The sequence below is a fragment of the Streptomyces sp. SID3212 genome (genome assembly GCF_009865405.1).
Classification (GTDB): Bacteria; Actinomycetota; Actinomycetes; order Streptomycetales; family Streptomycetaceae; genus Streptomyces.
In genome coordinates, this window is the sequence record NZ_WWJY01000596.1 from 1 (window position 1) to 18,572 (window position 18,572).

The 18,572-nt window shown below is 71.4% G+C and carries 16 protein-coding genes; 10 read left to right on the forward strand and 6 right to left on the reverse strand.

Features of this window, described 5'->3' with window-relative positions; genetic code table 11:
- Nucleotides 1-74 precede the first annotated feature (74 nt).
- Complete coding sequence (locus GT042_RS17860; RefSeq protein ID WP_161309711.1) at nucleotides 75-530, reverse strand: PAS domain S-box protein; 456 nt, start codon at nucleotides 528-530, stop codon at nucleotides 75-77.
- Nucleotides 531-684: 154 nt separating this feature from the next.
- On the opposite strand from GT042_RS17860, the gene GT042_RS17865 reads away from it, so the two are divergent.
- Nucleotides 685-1,122 carry an ACT domain-containing protein gene (locus GT042_RS17865; protein WP_161309712.1) on the forward strand — a complete coding sequence of 146 codons (438 nt, stop codon included), beginning with the start codon at nucleotides 685-687 and terminating at the stop codon, nucleotides 1,120-1,122.
- A 27-nt stretch (nucleotides 1,123-1,149) separates the two neighbouring features.
- On the opposite strand, the gene GT042_RS17870 is transcribed toward GT042_RS17865, so the two are convergent.
- Together GT042_RS17870 and GT042_RS17875 are read right to left on the reverse strand one after the other, a co-directional pair.
- The gene (locus tag GT042_RS17870; protein ID WP_237530901.1) at nucleotides 1,150-3,723 is read right to left on the reverse strand and encodes a SpoIIE family protein phosphatase; all 2,574 of its coding nucleotides are present in this window, start codon (nucleotides 3,721-3,723) and stop codon (nucleotides 1,150-1,152) included.
- 531 nt (nucleotides 3,724-4,254) lie between these two features.
- On the reverse strand, nucleotides 4,255-5,283 hold the full coding sequence (locus tag GT042_RS17875; protein ID WP_161309713.1) for a WYL domain-containing protein: 1,029 nt from the start codon (nucleotides 5,281-5,283) through the stop codon (nucleotides 4,255-4,257).
- Between the two features lie 141 nt (nucleotides 5,284-5,424).
- Between GT042_RS17875 and GT042_RS17880 the strand changes: the two genes are divergently transcribed.
- The 3 genes from GT042_RS17880 to GT042_RS17890 all read left to right on the forward strand — a co-directional run bounded on the left by GT042_RS17880 (nucleotide 5,425) and on the right by GT042_RS17890 (nucleotide 8,025).
- Complete coding sequence (locus tag GT042_RS17880; protein WP_161309714.1) at nucleotides 5,425-6,270, forward strand: NAD(P)H-binding protein; 846 nt, start codon at nucleotides 5,425-5,427, stop codon at nucleotides 6,268-6,270.
- Between the two features lie 134 nt (nucleotides 6,271-6,404).
- Nucleotides 6,405-6,863: a VOC family protein gene (locus GT042_RS17885; RefSeq protein ID WP_161309715.1), complete on the forward strand. Its 459-nt coding sequence runs from the start codon at nucleotides 6,405-6,407 to the stop codon at nucleotides 6,861-6,863.
- A 166-nt stretch (nucleotides 6,864-7,029) separates the two neighbouring features.
- Complete coding sequence (locus GT042_RS17890) at nucleotides 7,030-8,025, forward strand: zinc-binding dehydrogenase (RefSeq protein WP_161309716.1); 996 nt, start codon at nucleotides 7,030-7,032, stop codon at nucleotides 8,023-8,025.
- Between the two features lie 48 nt (nucleotides 8,026-8,073).
- Here GT042_RS17890 and GT042_RS17895 read toward each other — a convergent pair whose 3' ends face one another.
- The gene (locus GT042_RS17895) at nucleotides 8,074-8,769 is read right to left on the reverse strand and encodes an ABATE domain-containing protein (protein WP_161309717.1); all 696 of its coding nucleotides are present in this window, start codon (nucleotides 8,767-8,769) and stop codon (nucleotides 8,074-8,076) included.
- A 338-nt stretch (nucleotides 8,770-9,107) separates the two neighbouring features.
- Between GT042_RS17895 and GT042_RS17900 the strand changes: the two genes are divergently transcribed.
- Nucleotides 9,108-10,772: an ABC-F family ATP-binding cassette domain-containing protein gene (locus GT042_RS17900; RefSeq protein ID WP_161309718.1), complete on the forward strand. Its 1,665-nt coding sequence runs from the start codon at nucleotides 9,108-9,110 to the stop codon at nucleotides 10,770-10,772.
- 162 nt (nucleotides 10,773-10,934) lie between these two features.
- Here GT042_RS17900 and GT042_RS17905 read toward each other — a convergent pair whose 3' ends face one another.
- Nucleotides 10,935-11,429, reverse strand: a complete 495-nt coding sequence (locus GT042_RS17905) for a hypothetical protein (RefSeq protein ID WP_161309719.1) — start codon at nucleotides 11,427-11,429, stop codon at nucleotides 10,935-10,937.
- 180 nt (nucleotides 11,430-11,609) lie between these two features.
- Between GT042_RS17905 and GT042_RS17910 the strand changes: the two genes are divergently transcribed.
- Nucleotides 11,610-12,530, forward strand: a complete 921-nt coding sequence (locus GT042_RS17910; protein WP_161309720.1) for an aminoglycoside phosphotransferase family protein — start codon at nucleotides 11,610-11,612, stop codon at nucleotides 12,528-12,530.
- Nucleotides 12,531-12,554: 24 nt separating this feature from the next.
- Here the strand turns inward: GT042_RS17910 and GT042_RS17915 are convergent, their stop codons facing one another.
- Nucleotides 12,555-13,595 carry a LacI family DNA-binding transcriptional regulator gene (locus GT042_RS17915; RefSeq protein ID WP_161309721.1) on the reverse strand — a complete coding sequence of 347 codons (1,041 nt, stop codon included), beginning with the start codon at nucleotides 13,593-13,595 and terminating at the stop codon, nucleotides 12,555-12,557.
- Between the two features lie 140 nt (nucleotides 13,596-13,735).
- Between GT042_RS17915 and GT042_RS17920 the strand changes: the two genes are divergently transcribed.
- The 4 genes from GT042_RS17920 to GT042_RS17935 all read left to right on the forward strand — a co-directional run.
- Nucleotides 13,736-15,034 carry an extracellular solute-binding protein gene (locus tag GT042_RS17920; RefSeq protein ID WP_161309722.1) on the forward strand — a complete coding sequence of 433 codons (1,299 nt, stop codon included), beginning with the start codon at nucleotides 13,736-13,738 and terminating at the stop codon, nucleotides 15,032-15,034.
- Nucleotides 15,035-15,049: 15 nt separating this feature from the next.
- A complete protein-coding gene (locus GT042_RS17925) occupies nucleotides 15,050-15,991 on the forward strand; it encodes a sugar ABC transporter permease (protein WP_161309723.1) in 942 nt (313 codons plus the stop codon).
- A complete protein-coding gene (locus tag GT042_RS17930; protein ID WP_161309724.1) occupies nucleotides 15,988-16,806 on the forward strand; it encodes a carbohydrate ABC transporter permease in 819 nt (272 codons plus the stop codon). Before GT042_RS17925 ends, GT042_RS17930 begins: the two co-directional genes overlap by 4 nt.
- Nucleotides 16,807-16,922: 116 nt before the next feature.
- A partial coding sequence (locus GT042_RS17935) for a glycoside hydrolase family 3 protein (RefSeq protein WP_161309726.1) occupies nucleotides 16,923-18,572 on the forward strand: 1,650 nt, incomplete at its 3' end.

The window sequence follows — 18,572 nt, forward strand, 5'->3', positions numbered from 1 at the left end:
TGACGGCCGCTCGGCTGTTCGCTCGGTGGCCCGGCCCGGCCCGGCCCGCCCCGCCCCGCCCCGGCTCGGTCAGGTCAGGGCGCGGGTGTCGCGGGTTCCGTCTTCGGCGTGGCCGCGAGGAGCCGCCGGCGTGTCTCCTTCTCCTGCGCCCGACGGGCCGTGACATCGCGGATGACGGCTCCGACATGGCCGGCGGTCCCGTCGGGAGCGGCCAGCAGCACCACGCTGAACTCGATCGACACCGTGCTGCCGTCGGCGGTGAGGGCGGGTACGGCGAGGAGGTCGTCGTCCCCGTACTTGCTGGTCCCGGAGGCCATGGCGGCCACAAAGCCGTCCCAGTGGCGTTGCCTGTGCTTCTCGGGGATGATCACGTCCAGGTTGCGGCCGTCGACCTCGGCCGCCGAGTAGCCGAAGATCCGCTCCGCGCCCCGGTTCCAGTACCGGATCAGACCCTCACGGTCGATGATCACGATGCCGTCGGGCGCCTGGGCGGCCATTGCCAGTACGACGTCGGGGTCCAGGTCTTCCATGTCGCCTCCGAAGAACAATCATTCCGTTGGGTCGTGGACGGGTCGCGGACGCGGATCCTGATGGCGAGTGTATACAGTCGACGACGCTTCCGGCGAGACCCCGGCCCTCCCCCCGGCCTGCCCTCGGCCCTGCGGCGCGCCTAAGGTGGCGATCATGAGCGGTGAGAAGGATCTGCGCGCCTTGCTGAGCGGTATGCGCCCCGAACTGAACCCCGGACGCTACGTCTTCACGACCGTCGGGGGCCCCGCCGGGTCCGACGGTCCCGCCGGGATCCCCTCCGGCGTGACGCCCTTGGTGACGGTCGCCGAACGGGAGGGGCTGACGCTGGTGGTCCGCCTGGAGGAGGCGGACGCGGCGGGACTTCCGTACGACTACGTGGCGGGGTGGATCACCCTGCGGGTGCACTCCGCCCTGGAGGCGGTCGGCCTGACGGCCGCGGTCGCCCAGGAGCTGGCCACGGCGGGCGTCAGCTGCAATGTGGTCGCCGGTTTCCACCACGACCACCTGTTCGTCCCGTTCGAGAGGGCGGCCGGGGCCGTCGCGCTTCTGGAGGACCTGGCGGACCGGTCGGGCCGGCTTCCGCGTCCCTGACTCCCGCACCGGCTGCGGCTCCGGCTCTCAGGAGCCGGGCGGCAGCTCCAGCTCCGCCCAGACGATCTTTCCGTCGGCCGTGAGGCGGCTGCCCCAGCGGTCGGCCAGCGAGGAGACGAGCAGCAGCCCCCAGCCGCCCTCCGCGAGTGCGCGCGGGCGGCGCAGGCGGGGCGTGCTGTGGTCGGCGTCGGAGACCTCGCACACCAGCGAGCTGTGCCGGATCAGGCGGAGCCGTACGGGCCCCGCGCCGTGCCGCAGGGCGTTGGTCACCAGCTCGCTCACGACGAGTTCCACCGTACCGGCGAGGTGCTCCAGACCCCACGACGCGAGTCGGCCGGCCGCGTAGGAGCGTGCGTCGGCGACGCTGGTGGGGTCGCGGGTCAGGTCCCACGAGGCGACCTGGTCGGGGCCGAACGCGCGGGTACGGGCCAGCAGGAGGGCCACGTCGTCCTCCGAGGGCGCCGTGGTCAGCGCACGGCGGGAAGTCGCGCCAGCCGAAGTCGCGCCACCGGAAGCCGTGTCGCCGACCCCCGGAGCGGGTGCCGTCATGGCGGCGACCACCTCGGTGCAGAGATCCTCCAGCGGCGTGCCGGTCCGGGACAGGGCCGTTCTCAACCGTTCCAGCCCGGCGTCGATGTCGGCCTCCCGGCTCTCGACGAGCCCGTCGGAGTAGAGGGCGATCACACTTCCCGGCTCCAGCTCCAGCTCGACGGACTCGAAGGGTGCCAGACCGAGGCCGATCGGTGTTCCCGGGGGCAGGTCGGGGAACGTGACCCGGCCGTCCGGGCTCACGATCGCGGGCGGCGGATGCCCGGCCCGCGCCACGGTGCAGCACCGGTCGACGGGGTCGTAGACGGCGTACACGCACGTACCACCCATGACCGGGGTGGTGAAGTTCTGGTTCCTGGCGTCCCCTTCGGTCAGATGGACGACCAATTCGTCCAGGTGGGCGAGCAGTTCGTCGGGCGGCAGGTCCATGTCCGCCAGCGTCCGCACGGCCGTGCGGAGTTGGCCCATCGTCGCGGCGGCGGCGATGCCGTGACCGACGACGTCACCGACCACCAGGGCGACCCGGGCGCCCGGCAGGGGGATCACGTCGAACCAGTCCCCGCCCACTCCCTCGCGCATGTCGGTGGGCAGGTAACGGGACGCGATCTCGACGGCGCTGCCGCCCGAGAGGTAGTGGGGAAGCAGGCTGCGTTGCAGCGCGAGCGCGGCGGTCCGTTCCCGGGTGTACCGGCGCGCGTTGTCCAGGCTGAGCGAGGCGCGGGCGCCGAGATCCTCGGCCAGGAGCAGGTCGTCCCTGGTGAACGCGGCGAGATTCTCCGTACGGACGAAGACGGCCACGCCCAGCACCGTCCCGCGTGCCTGGAGCGGGACGATGATCAGGGAGTGCATGCCGGTCGCCGCGATGGCCCGCGCCCGGTCCGGGTCGTGGTCGAGCCAGGTGCCGGGGGAGGTGTCCAGTACCGGTTCGAAGTGGGACCTCCTCGACGCCAGGACGTGGGTGAACGGCGAGGACGGAGGGACGAACACCGCTTCCCCCACCGGCCAGAGGGACTCGGGCAGCGCGGGGTGGATGGAGGCCACGCCCGCCCGCCGGAAGACGGGAATGCTCCGTGCGGTGGACGCGAGCCGGCCGAGGGGTTCGTTGCCGAGGGGTACGGAATCGGCGAGGTCGACGGTGACGTAGTCGGCGAGGAGCGGCACGGCGACGTCGGCCAGCTCCTGGGCGGTGTTGATCACGTCGAGCGTCGTGCCGATGCGGGTGCCTGCCTCGCTGAGGACGGCGAGGCGCTCTCTCGCCCAACTTCCGCTGACGTCCACCGACATGGCGCACAGGCCCAGGGGCCGGCCGTCCTCCCCGTCGAGTCGGAAGTAGGAGCAGGAGTAGGCCCGCTGCTCCGGCCGGCCCGGTGCGATCCACTGGTAGGCGTGGTCGACCACCGGTGTGCCGCTGTCGAGGACACCTCCCATCACCGCCTCGACCGCCTCGGCCTCGCCGCCGGGGTGGGTGTCGGTCACGCGCCGTCCGATCCGGTGCCGGAGCGGGGTGGTGTCCTGCCGCTCCGCCGCACCGTTCAGCCAGACACACCGCAGATCGCGGTCCCAGAGGGACAGGCCGATGGGCGAGCGGGCGAGGACAGCTGCCTGCGTCGCGGCCTCGGCGGCGGGGGACGGGGTGCCGGACAGCTCGGCGGCCGACAGGAACCAGTCGGTCCTGCCGTCCTCGGCGGACATGGGGGACGCGTGGAAGATCATCCGGACCCCGTGGCCCTCGCCGTGACGGACCTCGATCATCCCGGTCCACGGCTCCCGCTCCCTGGCCCGCGCCGACCAGGTCTCCGGCGCGGGCGAGTCACCGGCGGACATCAGCAGACGCCCGGCCGGCCGTCCCACGACGTCGCCGGCCGAGCGGCCCACCATGTCCTCGGCGGCCTTCGTCCACCCGGCGACGGTCCCGTCCGCCCGGATCACACAGACCACCACGAACGGCCCGACCCCCGAGCGGTCCACTCCTCGCCCGCTCCCGGGCGCCTCCCCGCCGAAACCCGCCATCACCTGCATCCCATCGAAGCGCGTGTGTCGCTTTTGCGGCATTTCATTCAGCGTTTCATACTCGGCACCGCGGCCAAAATAGATGCCCCGACCACGGATCCCGGCCGCGTCAGGCCTCGGACGGGTAGGGACGGGTACAAGGCAGACGAGGCCGGCGCCCCCGAACGGTGCCGCGCGGCCGGTACGCCATCGATCCGGAGCCTTCGGATGCGCCGTACGAACCCGCTGGGAGCAGCGAGGAGACCGCACCCGGCGACCGGGCGCTGCCTCTGCCACCGGGAACGACCGGGACGCTCGTCGCGACCCTTGTCGCCGACTGCGTGGGTCCGTACGAGCTGCGCCTCGATCCCGTGCGCGTATATGCCTTCGAACGGCCGTCCCGCTCGCCTGAGGATGTTCGGTCTTCGGACGACGCGTAGCGGCGCGTGCGGCGTTCCCCTGCGGCGGGTGGCCGTACCGGCAGGTGGCCGATGGCAGCTCCTTCGCCGCTCGGACCCGCGCCGTACGTGTGTCGGCGGTCGCCGGACTCTCCGGACGCCTCGTCCGTACGGCACCGCTCCCGGCCGCTCCCGTTCACTCGGCCGACACGGCGGTGGGAGGCGGCGCGGCAGCGGTAGGGCGCCGCCGCGCAGGGGCGTGACCCTCGTCCGTCGCCGCCGGTCGCCCGTAGACGGCCGCGAGCTCCGCCGCCAGGCCCGCCAGCCGCTCCCTGGCCTCCGGTGGCGCGAGCACCTCGACGCGTGCGCCGAGTCCGGCGAGTTGCGCCGCGACCACCTCCGGCGACGGCCCGTCGATCTCCACCTCCACCCACCCCTCGGGGAGCGCGGCCCCCACCCGCAGCCGGTCGCCGAACAGTCGTTCCAGCAGGGGTCCGGCGCTCGCCTCGGCCCGGGCCCGTACCGTCGCGGCGTGCATCCGGTCCTCCATCCGCGCGGCGAGGGACCGCCACGCCGTGGCGAGATCGAAGCCGGCCGGCCGGACGACGGGATCGCCGGTCGCCGTGACGGACGTGACGCGGCTGAGCCGGAAGGTCCGCAGGCCCCGGTCGGTACCCGCGACCAGGTACTCGACCCCGGCCTTGGACGCGAGCCCCAATGGGTGGACCGTCCGCTCGCCGGCGGGCCTGCCGGGTCCCGCGTACCCGAGCCGTACCCGCGTCCCGGCCACCACCGCGTTCCTGAGCACGTCGAGATGCGGTCCTCCGGCCGTGACGGCGGTACGCGACCAGTCCGTGCCGTCGGTGACCGTCGCGCGCGACGCGGCCTCGGCGTCGCGCCGGAAGGGCGCCGGCAGGGCCTGGACCAACTTGCGCAGGGCGGTGCGCAGTTCGGGGGAGGCCGACGAGGGCCCCGTGAGGAGGAACAGCGCCCGGATCTCGTCGGCGGTCAGCCCGGTGAGATTCGTCCGCGCCCCGCCGACCAGCGACCAGCCACCACCCCGGCCGCGCCGCGAGTAGACGGGAACGCCGGCGGTCGCCAGCGCCTCCAGGTCGCGCCGCGCCGTACGTTCCGACACTTCCAGCTCCGCGGCCACCTCCGCCACGGTCGCCCGTCCTGACGCCTGAAGGAACAGCAGCGTCGCCACCAGCCTGTCCGCTCTCATACGGGCCATTCTCTTCCGGAAAGTGGCCAGGAGATGGCCTGTTCAGCTTTGAGGATGAGGGACATGACCGGACGCGCCCGATCGGGAACGACCGGGAACGACGTGGAACGACCTTTCCCCGAACGACTTTTGGAGCTGAACATGATCGTGGTGACCGGAGCGACCGGCAACGTCGGACGTCCCCTCGTCCAGGCACTCGCGGCAGCCGGGGAGCAGGTGACGGCCGTGTCCCGCAACGTGTCGGGCGAGTCCGCGCCGGAGGGGGTAAGGCACCGGAGGGCGGACCTCGCCGACCCGGAGAGCCTCCGGCCCGCTTTCGAGGGCGCCGACGCGCTGTTCCTGCACGACGGCGGCCCCGGGGCGTACCTGCTGAACCCGCGGGACATCGTCGACATCGCGAAGGCCGCGGGAGTGGCACGGATCGTGCTGCTGTCCTCCCAGGCGGTCGCGACCCGGCCCCGGTCCGAGTCCCATGGACGTACGGGACGGTCCTTCGAGGAGGCGGTCCGGCAGTCGGGCATGGACTGGACGATCCTGCGGCCTACCGGCTTCCACTCCAACGCGTACGGCTGGGCCGAGGGCATCCGTACCCGAAGGACCGTCGCCGCGCCGTTCGGTGACGTCGGCCTGCCGACCGTCGATCCGGCCGACATCGCGGAGGTCGCCGCGGCGGCTCTGCGTGAGGACGAACACGCGGGACGGACCTACGAGTTGACCGGTCCCGCGCTCAACTCGCCCCGCCGGCGGGCCCAGGCCATCGGGGACGCGCTGGGCGAGCCGATCCGGTTCGTCGAACAGACCCGCGAGGTGGCCCGCGCGCAGATGCTGGGGTTCATGCCCGAGCCCGTGGTCGAGACGACGCTCGACATCCTCGGCGCGCCCCACCCCGCCGAGCAGCGGATCAGCGCCGACGTCGAACGGGTCCTGGGCCGGGCGCCCCGTGGCTTCGCCGAGTGGGCGGTACGGAACATCGCGGCCTTCAGGTGAGCGGTCCGGGGGTGGAAGCGTTCCGCTTGTGCCCCTACGCCACGGTGCGACACTGAGGAGGTGAGCTTGTGGCCGGGTGAGACGCCGGGCCGCGCGTCGTGAACGTTCGCCACCTGAACGCAGGGGGTGTCATCATGCAGCCGCAACCCGCCGATCTTCCCGCCCCGGACACGGGCCTCTACATGACCCATTTCCTCACCGTCGGGGACGTGGCGCGCTCCCGGGCGTTCTACACGGACGTCCTGGGCGGCACCGTGGTGCTGGAGGAGAACCCGTGCATCGTGCGCCTCGCCAACGGGTGGATCATCATGAACCCCGGTGGCGGGCCCACACCTGACAAGCCCGATGTCACACTGCGCGTGCCCGAGGACCTGAACACCGTCTCCAGCTTCCTCAACCTCCGTGTGGCGGACATCGACCGCTGCTACCGCGAGTGGGGCGCCAAAGGGGCGGAGTTCCTCACCCCGCCCATCGACAGGAAAGCGGAACTGCGCTGCTACCTGCGCGATCCGGACGGTTATCTCATCGAGGTCGGCCAGGCCACGGGACTTCTCACGGGAGACCTGGCCGACCCACCGGCGGGCACGAACTGATCCCCTTGCCAACTGTCCGGGGCCTGTTGCCCGCTGCTCGCTACGTGATGCGTGATGCCTGAGGCCGAGCCGGCCGAAGCGTTCGAGACAGAGCGACACCTGTTCAGGTAGTGTCGCTGCTGTCGATGATCGTGTCAGGCACCACGAACGAGAGAGCGAGCAGCCGATGCGCGGAGTCGTAGTACGAGAGTTCGGTGGCCCGGAGCGGCTGGAACTCGCCGAACTTCCCGAACCGGCCCCGGGCCAGGGAGAGATCGTCGTCGCGGTCGAGGCCGCCGGCGTCAACCGCGCCGACGTACTCGCGCGCGCCGGGAAGTACCACCGCGCCGGCCGGCCCCCGCTGCGCCTGGGCCTCGAAGGCGCGGGAACCGTCGTGGCCGTCGCCGACGACGTCACCGAAGTGGCCGTCGGCCAGCGCGTCCTGGCCTTCGGGGCGACCAACGAACCAGGTTTCTACGCCGAGCGGGTGGCCGTCCCGGCCGCTCAGACCGTGCTCGTCCCGGACGAGGTCGACAGCCTCAGCGCCGCCGCCCTGCCCACCGCGTGGCTGTCCGCCTGGTACACCCTGCGGACGCTCGCGCGCCTGGAGGCCGGTGAGACCGTTCTCGTCCACGCGGCGGCGAGCGGTGTCGGCAGCGCGGCCGTACAGATCGCCGTGGACGCGGGAGCGACGGTGATCGCCACCGCCGGATCCCCCGAGAAGCGGGAATGGGTCGAGTCCCTCGGAGCCCACCACGTCCTGGACTCACGGGGCCCGTCCTCCGCCGAACGGGTCCAGCACGTGCTCGACCTGACCGGCGGCAAGGGCGCCGACGTCGTCCTGGACACGGTCGGCGGCGCCACCTTCAGCGAGAGCCTGCTGATCGTCGGCAACGCCGGGCGGGTGATCGCCATGGCCAACGTGGCCCTCGAACCGAGCACCATCGACACCCGCGACTTCTACCCGAAGAACGCCCGCATCTTCGGCTTCCAGGTCACCGCTCTCAGGGAGGGTGGCTACGACCCCCGTCCGGATCTGCGCGATCTGCTCACGGGCCTCGCCCAGGGGCGGTTCAGCGTGCCCGTCGACGCGACGTACGACCTCACCGAGGCCGGGAAGGCGCACACACATCTGGAGGACCGCTCCATCCGCGGCAAGGTGCTGCTCACCGTACGGGAGTGATCGCCGTACGGGAGCGGTGATCACCCCACGCGGCCGGACGGCCGGAGGTCAGGCGCGCCGCGCGGAACGCGAGCGGTAGCCCGCCACCTTGGCGAGATTCCCGCAGCGCTCCATGGAACACCAACGGCGGCGCCGGGCCTGGGAATCGTCCAGGAAGAGCAGGGTGCAGACGGGATTCTCACACTGCTTGACCCGTGCCAGGAGTGGGCTGCCCAGCAGGGTGACCGTGTCGCGCGCGACGGTGGACAGGGCTGCCCCCACGGCGTCCCCGCCGGTCCACCCCGTGGCCGCCGCGGGCCCACCGGGCGGTGTCCAGGTCAGCCGCGGTACGAGGTCGGGCGCGGCGGCGAAGGTGTTCACGAGCGCCACGTCCGCCGGCTCCGGCGTGCGGTCCTCCGGTACGGCGCGGATGAGCCGGTACGCCGACTCGCGCAGGCCACGGGCCCGTTCCAGGTCCGCGTCCGTCACCCGCGTCGCCGTCCGTGGTGCTGTTCCCGTCGCGGCGGGCGCGTGGGGCGGGGTGAGCCCGGACTCCGAGAACCACCGCGCCAGGGACTCCGGGTCGGGCAGCCGTTCCAGCTCCAGGCTGCCGCGCCGCCCGAGGGTCGCCACGAAGTCCAGGCACGGTCGTCCGCCGACAAACACAAACGCGGGGGGCGCGTCGGTGGCCGCCGCGCCCCCCGCCGTACCGCCCGCGCCGCCTGCCGCGTTCCCCACCGTGTCTCCCACCTGTTCTCCCGCCATGGTGGGAGGCTACCTCCTGATCGCGGATCGACACCGGTTGAAGCGGTGGGTCGGGGGGTGCCGGAGGGCGGAGGCGCGGCCCGCGCGGACGGCCTTCAACTCGTTGGAAACGGAAGATCGCCCTTGTTAATCTGGGACCAACCGAGCGATCCGAGTGACCGGACCAGGGAGAGCAGACATGGCGGGTGACGACGACATCTCCGGGTGAATCCCGGAAGTGAGAGGCCACCGGCAGCCGCGCACCGAGCGCCGCCACCGTGGCCGCTTTGTCGTTCCCCCTTCCCTGTCTCCCTGTCGGGCGGTCCCGACCCGCCCGCGTCACCCATGAGGGCTCCCGCATGTCCGACGCGTACATCATCTGCTCGAACCTCTCCTTCTCCTGGCCCGACGACACACCCGTCTTCCTGGACCTCTCCTTCAGCGTGGGAGGCGGTCGCACCGGCCTCGTCGCGCCGAACGGGGCGGGGAAGAGCACCCTGCTCAAGCTGATCGCCGGCGAGTACCGGCCCAGCGGCGGTTCCGTCTCCGTCGACGGTGTGCTCGGCCACCTCCCGCAGAGCCTGCCGCTCGCCGGCGGCCTGACCGTGGCCGACGTCCTGGGCGTGGCGCCGGTGATCCGCGCACTCGACGCCATCGAGTCCGGGGACACGAGCGAGGAGCACTTCACCACCATCGGCACCGACTGGGACATCGAGGAGCGCACCCGCGCCCAGCTCGACCGGCTCGGTCTCGGTGGCATCGCCCTCACCCGGTACCTGCACACGCTCAGCGGCGGGCAGGTCGTCTCCCTCGGCCTGGCGGCGCAACTGCTCAGGCAACCCGACGTCCTCCTGCTCGACGAACCGACCAACAACCTCGATCTCGAAGCCCGCCGCAGGCTCTACGGCGTGCTGGAGGACTGGAACGGCTGCCTTCTCGTGGTCAGCCACGACCGGGCCCTGCTCGACCGGGTGGACCGCGTCGCCGAACTCGACCGGGGCGAAGTCCGTTTCCACGGCGGGAACTTCACGGCGTACGAGCACGCCGTACGCACCGCGCGGGAAGTCGCCGAGAAGAACATCCGCAGTGCCGAACAGGACGTCAAGCGGGAGAAGCGGGAGATGCAGCAGGCCCGCGAACGGGCCGAGCGCCGGGCAGGCAACGCCGCCCGCAACCTCAAGAGCGCCGGCCTGCCGAAGATCTTCGCCGGGACGATGAAACGCAACGCCCAGGAATCGGCCGGCAGGTCGAACGAAACACACGCTGCCCGGGTCGGCGACGCCAAGGCCCGCCTCGACGCGGCGGGCCGCGCGCTGCGGGACGAACAGGCCATCGCGCTGGAACTGCCCGGTACGAACGTCCCGGTGGGGCGCACGGTCTTCCTCGGCGAACAGCTGCGAGTACGGCGCGGAGAGCGGGACCTGTTCTCTCCGCCGGGCATCGACCTGGCGATCCGGGGCCCCGAGCGGATCGCTCTCACCGGCCCCAACGGCGCCGGGAAATCAACCTTGTTGCGCGTGATCAACGGTGAGCCGGCGGACTGCGATCCGCAGGAGGCGCCGACGGTGGCGGGCGGCGGCACCAAGCGGGCCGACGGCCGGGTCGCGTACCTGTCCCAGCGCCTGGACCTGCTGGACCCGGCCCGCACCGTGGCCGAGAACCTGGCCGCGTTCGCCCCCGCGATGCCCGAGGCGGAACGGATGAATCTCCTGGCCCGCTTCCTGTTCCGGGGCCCCCGCATCCACCTTTCGGTCGCCGCCCTCTCCGGCGGCGAGCGGCTGCGCGCCACGCTGGCATGTGTCCTGTACGCCGAACCGGCCCCGCAACTCCTGCTGCTGGACGAGCCGACCAACAACCTCGACCTGGTCAGCGTCGGCCAGCTGGAGGGAGCGCTCAACGCGTACGAGGGCGCGTTTGTCGTGGTCAGCCATGACGAGCGGTTTCTCGCGGAGATCGGCGTGAATCGCTGGCTGCGGCTCACCGAGGGCCGGTTGCTGGAGACGGGGGCGCCCGACAAGCGGTGACGGCGGGGCCGCGGAGGCGCGCCGCAAGCGCTGTTCCAGCTCGGCGCCCGCGCCCAGCCGCGGCGCGAGGTGGCCAGGACCGCCCAGGCCCACCGATGACGCCGGCGCCGGCGTCATCGGTGGACCGCGGGCAAGGGCCTGGGGCGTGTCCGCGAAGTGGGGTCAGCCGCGCCAGATCTTGATGTAGTCGATGTCGTCGTTGAGTGTCGCGCCCACCCAGGGCACGTCACCGGTGAAGCTGGCGTTGCCCCGGTTGCCCCGGGCGAAGGACTTGTTGCACCCGCTGTACACGAGGTACGAGGACAGGCGGCTCGACCACCAGGAGTTGGGGGAGAACGAGTACCCCGCGCTGTCGCACGCCGCACCGCCGTAGACATGGGTGTACTCGCCGCCGTAGTTGGCGTCCGTCGCCCAGGTCATCAGCTTGACGGAGGCGGCGGGCGCCGCGGCGACCGCTCTCCGCTCGGCCTGCGGGCCGGTGTAACAGGTGTGCGAACGGGGCGTGGACGCCTCTTCCCCCGGCCGGAGTTGGTCCAGTACCAGCAGACAGTGGGTCGCGGAGGCCGGCTCCGCGTCGGCAGCGGAGACCGGGACGGTGAGGGCCGCCAGCGAGGCCGCGGCGGCGGCGAGCACAGAGACAACACGTAGAACTTTCACGATTCTCCCTTTCGAGATGCTTTCGGCGGAGATTGGCTACCCGGCGGGCATTTTCGTGAATCGCGGGTGGCGACCTCTCGCCACTCAGGCGAGAACCGCTGCGCGTCGTCGTTCTCTGTGGTGCCGATCGTCAACCGCCTTGGCGCCCAAGTACCCTCGGACCCCGGCCAAGGAGGTTCCATGTGCGCCGACACCTCGCACGCCGACAAGTTGCACGCCGACGAGGCGGACATCGACGCGTCCCTCGTACGACGACTGCTCGCCGCGCAGTTCCCGCAGTGGGCGGACCTGCCCGTCGTACGGGTCGACAACGGGACGTCCAACGCCATGTACCGGCTGGGCGACACCATGGTGGTGCGCCTTCCCCGCCGTGAGGCGGCCGCCGCCGACGTGGACAGGGAGCACCGGTGGCTGCCGCGGATCGCCCCCTCGCTCCCGTTCGCCGTTCCCGTACCCCTCGGGAAGGGGAGGCCGGTGGCGGACTACCCGTGGGCCTGGTCCGTCTACCGGTGGCTGGAGGGGGAGACCCCGACGGCCGGCGGCGTCGACCGAACCGGCCTGTTCGCGCGGGACTTGGCGGAGTTCGTCCGCGCCCTGCGGCGGATCGATCCCACCGACGGCCCTCCCTCCTACCGGAGCGAGCACCTGGCCGCGAGGGACACCGCCACCCGCGCCGCGATCGGCGAACTGCACGGGATCGTCGACGCGCGGGCGGCGACCGCCGTCTGGGAGGCGGCCCTGCGCGCACCCGAGTGGCGCGACGCGCCCGTCTGGATCCACGCGGACCTCCAGCCCGGCAACGTACTGACGGTACGTGGACGTCTCAGCGCGGTCATCGACTTCGGCTGCACGGGCCTCGGCGATCCCGCCGTCGACCTGCTCCCGGCCTGGTACCTGCTGGGCGGCGCGGCGCGAGACGTCTTCCGTACCAGCGTGGAAGCGGACGACGCGTCCTGGGCGCGCGGGCGCGGCTGGGCGCTGTCGGTCGCGCTGATGGAGGTCTCGTACTACCGGCACTCGGACCCGGTGATGCACGCCGTCGGGCAACACGTGATCGGTGAAGTGCTCGCCGGTCAGGGGGATGCCCAACCGTCCCGATGATCCCTTCGCGGCCGTGCCGGACCGTTACGCGGACACCCCCTGGGAAGGCTCCGTGCGGACCGCCGCCGTGCTGTTCCTGACGACCAGTTTGGTCCCCAGTTCGATGCGCGCGTCGGTCTGATCCGTGTCCCGCAGCCGCAGCAGCATGCGCGCCGCCTCCTCGGCCATCTCCACCAGGGGCTGGTGGACGGTCGTCAGCGCGGGGCTCGACCACTGGGCGGGCGGGATGTCGTCGTACCCCACGACGGAGACGTCCTCCGGCACCTGGAGACCGAGCACCCGGGCCGCCTCCAGCACGCCCAGGGCCTGGAGATCGCTGCCGGCGAAAATCGCGGTCGGGCGGTCGGGGCGGCTCAGCAGATCCATGGCGTGGGCGTGCCCCGACCCGACGTGGAAGTCGCCGAACCGGATGAGCGCGGGATCCGCCTCCAGCCCCGCCATGCCCAGGGCGGAACGGAAGCCGTCGAGGCGCGCGAGCGAGCAGATCATGTCCTCGGGGCCGGTGATGACCGCGATCCGGCGATGACCGAGCTCGATGAGATGGCGGGTCGCGGCCAGCCCGCCCGCCCAGTTCGCCGAGCCCACCGACGGCACGTCCGGCTCGGGGTCACCGGCCGGATCGATGATGACAAACGGGATCGCCCGGGACCACAGCTTCTTCTTGAGCTCGTCGGGAAGCGTGGAGAAGACCAGCACCACCCCGAGGGGCCGGCGGCGCAGCACCCCTTCGACCCAGTCGGCGCCGGGGGAGTGCCGGGTGCCGGTCTCGGTGAGCACCACACTCATCCCCGTGGCCTTGGCCACGTTCTGCACCCCCCTGATCAGCTCCATGGACCAGGCGCTGTCCAGCTCGTGGAAGACGATTTCGAGCAGGGGTGCCTCCGGCGGCGTGGGGGCCGAACGCCGGTACCCGTGCTCGTCGAGCAGTCCCTCGATCCTGACCCGCGTCGGAGCCGCGACATCCGCGCGTCCGTTGAGGACCTTCGAAACTGTCGAAAGGGAAACTCCGGCTTGCGAAGCCACCTGGGCGAGGGTCACTCGGCCTGCACTCCTGTCTTCACGCATGGCCGAATGATAGGGCACCACCGCTTGGTAACGGTTTGGTAGCGCCCTGACCGCGCTGTTGACCGCTCCTTGCGGGCGTTCTACGGTCGCCCGCCAAGAGACTTTCGGCAATGCGGCCGATACTTTCGAGAGGTCATTCGATGAAGATACGCATACGACTCGCCCGGTGCGTGGCGAGCGGCGCGGCCCTCGCGATGGGTCTGTCCCTGACGGCCTGCGGTGACGGCGGCAGCGCCGGCGGGTCCCAGGAGTTCCACGTACTCGTCTACGGCGACGCGGCGAACAAGGTGGAGAAGGAGATCGTCGCGACCTTCAACAAGACCTCCGACGTCAAGGCCGTCCTCGACACCGTCCCCGGCGCCGACTACCAGCAGAAGCTCCAGACGGTCATCAACACCCCGCAGGCCCCCGACGTCTTCTTCAACTGGGGCGGGGGAAGCATCCAGCCCTTCGTCAAGGCCGGTCTGCTGCTGCCGCTCGACGACATGATCAAGAAGGACCCCGGGCTCAAGTCGAACTTCCTGCCCTCGGTCTTCAACACGGCCGTCGTCGACGGCAAGGCCTACGGCGTGCCGATGCGCGGCACCCAGCCCGTCCTGCTCTTCAGCAACCGCGCGGTGCTCTCGGACGCGGGCGTACAGCCCCCCGCCACCTGGGCCGAACTGCTCACGGCGGTCGACAAGCTCAAGGCGAAGAAGGTCACCCCGATCGCGCTGGGCGGCGGGGACCGCTGGCCCACCCTGATGTGGTTCGAGTACCTGTACGACCGGGTCGCGGGGCCCGGACTCTTCGAGAAGGCCCTCGCCGGCGACAAGGACGCCTGGGACAGCCCCGACAGCAGGAAGGCGCTGAGCATGCTCAAGGAGCTGATCGACGCCAAGGCCTTCGGGACCAACTACGACTCGGTCAAGTTCACCGACGGCGGATCCGCCGCCCTGCTGGCCGGCGGCAAGGCCGGGTTCGAGCTGATGGGCTCGTGGGAGTACTCGACCCAGCAGGACGCCAGCCCCGACTTCGCCAAGAACGACCTCGGGTACGGAACCTTCCCGACCGTTGAGGGCGGCAAGGGCGACCCGGCCGACATCGTCGGCAACACCAACAACTTCTACTCCGTCACCAAGAAGACCAAGCACGCCGACGCCATAGCGAAGTTCCTCAAGCTGATGTACTCCGACGCGTTCGTCACCTCGCAGCTCTCCATCGGGAACCTCCCCACCACGACCAACACGGAGAAGCACCTCGCGGGCGCCGCCAACCCCGACTACCTCAAGTACCAGCTCGACCTGGTCGGCAAGGCCCCGTCGTTCCAGCTCTCCTGGGACCAGGCGTACGCCCCCGAGAACATGACCCCCATCTACCAGGCCGTCCAGGAGTTCTTCAACGGCGGCCTCGACGCCGACGGCTTCATCAAGGCCATGCAGGCCCTGACCACCGCGTAGAGGGCTGACCTGATCATGACCGCAACCGCCTCCTCCCGGGTGCCCCGTGCCCGGGCCCTGCCCGGCCGGGGAGGGCGCCCGCCCGGCGTCGCCCGCCCCGGCATCGGCTGGGCCCTGCCCGCCACCCTGTTCTTCGTCCTGTTCGCCCTCGTGCCGCTCGTCCTCGTCGCGGTGCTCTCCTTCACCAGCTGGAGCGGTCTGGGCTCGCCCACGTTCGCGGGCCTCGACAACTGGACCAAGCTGTTCCACGACCCGGTCATGATCAAGAGTCTCTGGCTCAGCCTCCTGCTCACCGCGCTGGGTGTGGTGGTCCAGACACCCCTGAGCATCCTGCTCGGTGTCTGGGCGGCCGGGCCCCAGCGCAACCGCGCCGTCCTGTCCGCCGTCTTCTTCGTCCCGCTCCTGCTCTCCGCCACCGCGGTGTCCGTCCTGTGGCGCGCCCTGCTCGACCCCAACTTCGGCGTGCCCGCCCAGGCCCACTGGCTGTTCGGCGACGGCAACCTCCTGGGATCACGGACCGGGGCGATCGGTGTCCTCGTCCTCGTCAGCACCTGGCAGTTCACCCCGCTCCACGCGCTGATCTACCAGGGAGCCGCGCGGGCCGTGCCGACGGTCCTGTACCAGGCCGCCGCCATCGACGGGGCGGGGACCGTACGCCAGTTCTTCCACATCACCCTGCCGCAACTGCGCAACGCCATCATCACGTCGGTGATCCTCATGGTCGTCGGCGGGCTCACCACCTTCGACACCGTCCTGATCCTCACCCAGGGCGGACCGGGGACCGACACCACCATCACGGCCTTCTACATGTACCAAAAGGCCTTCAAGGGCTTCGACTTCGGGGCGGGCGCCGCGATCGCGCTGCTCCTCGTCCTCGTGGCGACCCTCATCTCGCTCGTCGTGGTGCGGGTCTCCGGCTACGACAAGATGGCCGGCACAAAGGACGGACTCTCATGAGGCGCACCCCCAACTACCTCGCGGGCGCCGGTGCGTTGCTGTGGCTCTGTCTGGTCGGACTGCCGCTGTACGTGCTCCTCGGCGCCACCGTCCAGTCCCGCGCGGAGTACACCGCGGGCGGCCCCCTGTCGTTCCCGCGCGGTTTCACCCTGTCCAACTACACGCAGGACTTCTCCAACGGCTTCGGCCGGTACTTCCTCAACACCGTCATCGTGACCACCAGTGTGGTGGTCATCGTGCTCCTCCTCGTCCCCCCGCTGGCCTTCTCGATCGTCCGCCACCGCGGCAGGTCGGGACCGCGCGTCTTCCGCCTCTTCCTGCTCGGGCTCGCCATCCCCGCGCAGGCGGTGATCGTCCCCATGTTCTACGTCATCAGCAAAGCCGGCCTCTACGACAACCTCATCGGTGTCATCCTGCCGACGGCCGCGTTCTGTCTGCCGGTCTGCGCCCTCATCCTCACCGGCACGATGCGTGACATCACCGACGAACTGTTCGAGGCCATGGCCATCGACGGCGCCGACACCCGCCGGGTCTTCTTCCAGTTGGTCGTCCCGCTCTCCAAGGGCGGCCTGTCGACCATCGTGGTCTTCTCCGCCCTCCAGGCCTGGAACGGCTTCCTCTTCCCCCTGGTCCTCACCCAGTCCGAGAACACCAAGGTGCTCACCCTCGGGCTGTACAACTTCCAGACCCAGCACGGCATCGACATCCCCGGCCTGCTGGCGGCCGTGGTCCTCTCCACCGTGCCGGTCCTGCTCGTCTACCTGTTCGCCCGCCGCGCCCTGGTCCAGGGGCTCATGGGCGTCGGAGGAAAGTGATCCCCAACGTGACCGCCGACACCCGCCCCGACAGCACGGATCCCGCTCCTCTCCCGCGACTCGGCATCTCCGGTACGTCACCGGGCCCGTCACGCGTCGAGGAACTGATCGCCGCCATGACCCTGGAGGAGAAGCTCGCCCAGCTCTACGGCCTGTGGGCCGGCGCCTCCAACGACGGCGCCGAAGTGGCGCCCCACCAGCACGACATGGACGAGCCCCCGACGCTCGACGCGCTACTGCCGTACGGACTGGGCCAGTTGACCCGGCCCTTCGGCACCGTCCCGGTCGATCCCGCCCTGGGCGCCCTGTCGCTCATGCGTACGCAGGAACGCATCGTCGCCGCGAACCGCTTCGGCATCCCCGCCATGGCCCATGACGAATGCCTCGCCGGGTTCTCCGCCTGGGGCGCCACCACCTACCCGGTCCCGCTGTCCTGGGGAGCCGCCTTCGACCCGGCCCTGGTCGGGGAGATGGCCCGCGCCATCGGGCGCGACATGCGGTCGGTGGGCGTGCACCAGGGCCTCGCCCCCGTACTCGACGTCGTACGGGACGCCCGCTGGGGCCGGGTCGAGGAGACCATCGGCGAGGACCCCTACCTCGTCGGCACCACGGCCGTCGCCTACATCAAGGGGCTGGAGGCCGCGGGGGTCGTGGCCACCCTCAAACACTTCGTGGGGTACTCGGCCTCGCGCGGCGGACGCAACCTGGCACCCGTGGGCATGGGGCCCCGGGAGCGCGCCGACGTCATGCTCCCGCCCTTCGAGATGGCGGTGCGCGAGAGCGGCGTACGGTCCGTCATGCACGCGTACACCGACACCGACGGCGTGCCCTGCGCGGCTGACGAGGACCTGCTGACCGGACTGCTCCGCGACACCTGGGGCTTCACCGGAACGGTCGTGGCCGACTACTTCGGCATCGCCTTCCTCTCGTCCCTGCACGGAGTGGCGGCCGACTGGGGCGAGGCCGCCGCCGCCGCGCTGACCGCCGGGGTCGACATCGAACTGCCCACCGTGAAGACGTTCGGCACACCGCTGCGCGACCTGGTGGTGTCGGGGCGGGTGCCGGAAGCCGTGGTCGACCGCGCGGTACGCCGGGTCCTGACCCAGAAGGAGGCGCTGGGCCTCCTCGATCCGGCCTGGAACCCGGTGCCCCCGGCCCTCGCCACCGCCGACCCGCGGGTCCTCGGCGACACGGAACAGCTGCGCGGGACCGTCAGCCTGGACCGTACCGAACACCGGGACATCTCCCGCCGGCTGGCGGAGCGTGCCGTCATCCTGCTCAGCAACCAGGGCACGCTTCCGCTCGGCCGCCCCGCCAGGATCGCCCTGGTCGGCCCCCAGGCCGACACCCCGACGGCCGTCCTGGGCTGCTACTCCTTCCCCGTCCACGTCGGCGCCCAGCACCCCGGCACGCCCACGGGCGTCGAACTGCCCACCCTGCGCCAGGCGTTGGCCGCCGAGTTCCCCGGCAGTGAGATCATCACCGTCGCCGGCGCGGACGTCGACACCCTGGACACCGGCGGATTCGACCAGGCCGTCGAGGCGGCCCGTGAGGCGGACGTGGTCGTCGCCGCGCTCGGCGACCGGGCCGGACTGTTCGGCCGCGGCACCAGCGGGGAGGGCTGCGACGCGGAGAGCCTCGCCCTGCCCGGCGTACAGCAACAGCTCCTTGACGCCCTCCTCGACACCGGGACACCGGTGGTGCTGACCCTGCTGGCCGGCCGGCCGTACGCCCTGGGCCGGGCGGCCCGCGAGGCGGCGGCGGTC

Coding starts and splice junctions, on each gene's coding strand:
- GT042_RS17860 (WP_161309711.1), bottom strand. CDS start 530: ATGGAAGACCTGGACCCCGACGTCGTACTGGCAATGGCCGCCCAGGCG.
- GT042_RS17865 (WP_161309712.1), top strand. CDS start 685: ATGAGCGGTGAGAAGGATCTGCGCGCCTTGCTGAGCGGTATGCGCCCC.
- GT042_RS17870 (WP_237530901.1), bottom strand. CDS start 3,723: ATGCCGCAAAAGCGACACACGCGCTTCGATGGGATGCAGGTGATGGCG.
- GT042_RS17875 (WP_161309713.1), bottom strand. CDS start 5,283: ATGAGAGCGGACAGGCTGGTGGCGACGCTGCTGTTCCTTCAGGCGTCA.
- GT042_RS17880 (WP_161309714.1), top strand. CDS start 5,425: ATGATCGTGGTGACCGGAGCGACCGGCAACGTCGGACGTCCCCTCGTC.
- GT042_RS17885 (WP_161309715.1), top strand. CDS start 6,405: ATGCAGCCGCAACCCGCCGATCTTCCCGCCCCGGACACGGGCCTCTAC.
- GT042_RS17890 (WP_161309716.1), top strand. CDS start 7,030: ATGCGCGGAGTCGTAGTACGAGAGTTCGGTGGCCCGGAGCGGCTGGAA.
- GT042_RS17895 (WP_161309717.1), bottom strand. CDS start 8,769: ATGGCGGGAGAACAGGTGGGAGACACGGTGGGGAACGCGGCAGGCGGC.
- GT042_RS17900 (WP_161309718.1), top strand. CDS start 9,108: ATGTCCGACGCGTACATCATCTGCTCGAACCTCTCCTTCTCCTGGCCC.
- GT042_RS17910 (WP_161309720.1), top strand. CDS start 11,610: ATGTGCGCCGACACCTCGCACGCCGACAAGTTGCACGCCGACGAGGCG.
- GT042_RS17915 (WP_161309721.1), bottom strand. CDS start 13,595: ATGCGTGAAGACAGGAGTGCAGGCCGAGTGACCCTCGCCCAGGTGGCT.
- GT042_RS17920 (WP_161309722.1), top strand. CDS start 13,736: ATGAAGATACGCATACGACTCGCCCGGTGCGTGGCGAGCGGCGCGGCC.
- GT042_RS17925 (WP_161309723.1), top strand. CDS start 15,050: ATGACCGCAACCGCCTCCTCCCGGGTGCCCCGTGCCCGGGCCCTGCCC.
- GT042_RS17930 (WP_161309724.1), top strand. CDS start 15,988: ATGAGGCGCACCCCCAACTACCTCGCGGGCGCCGGTGCGTTGCTGTGG.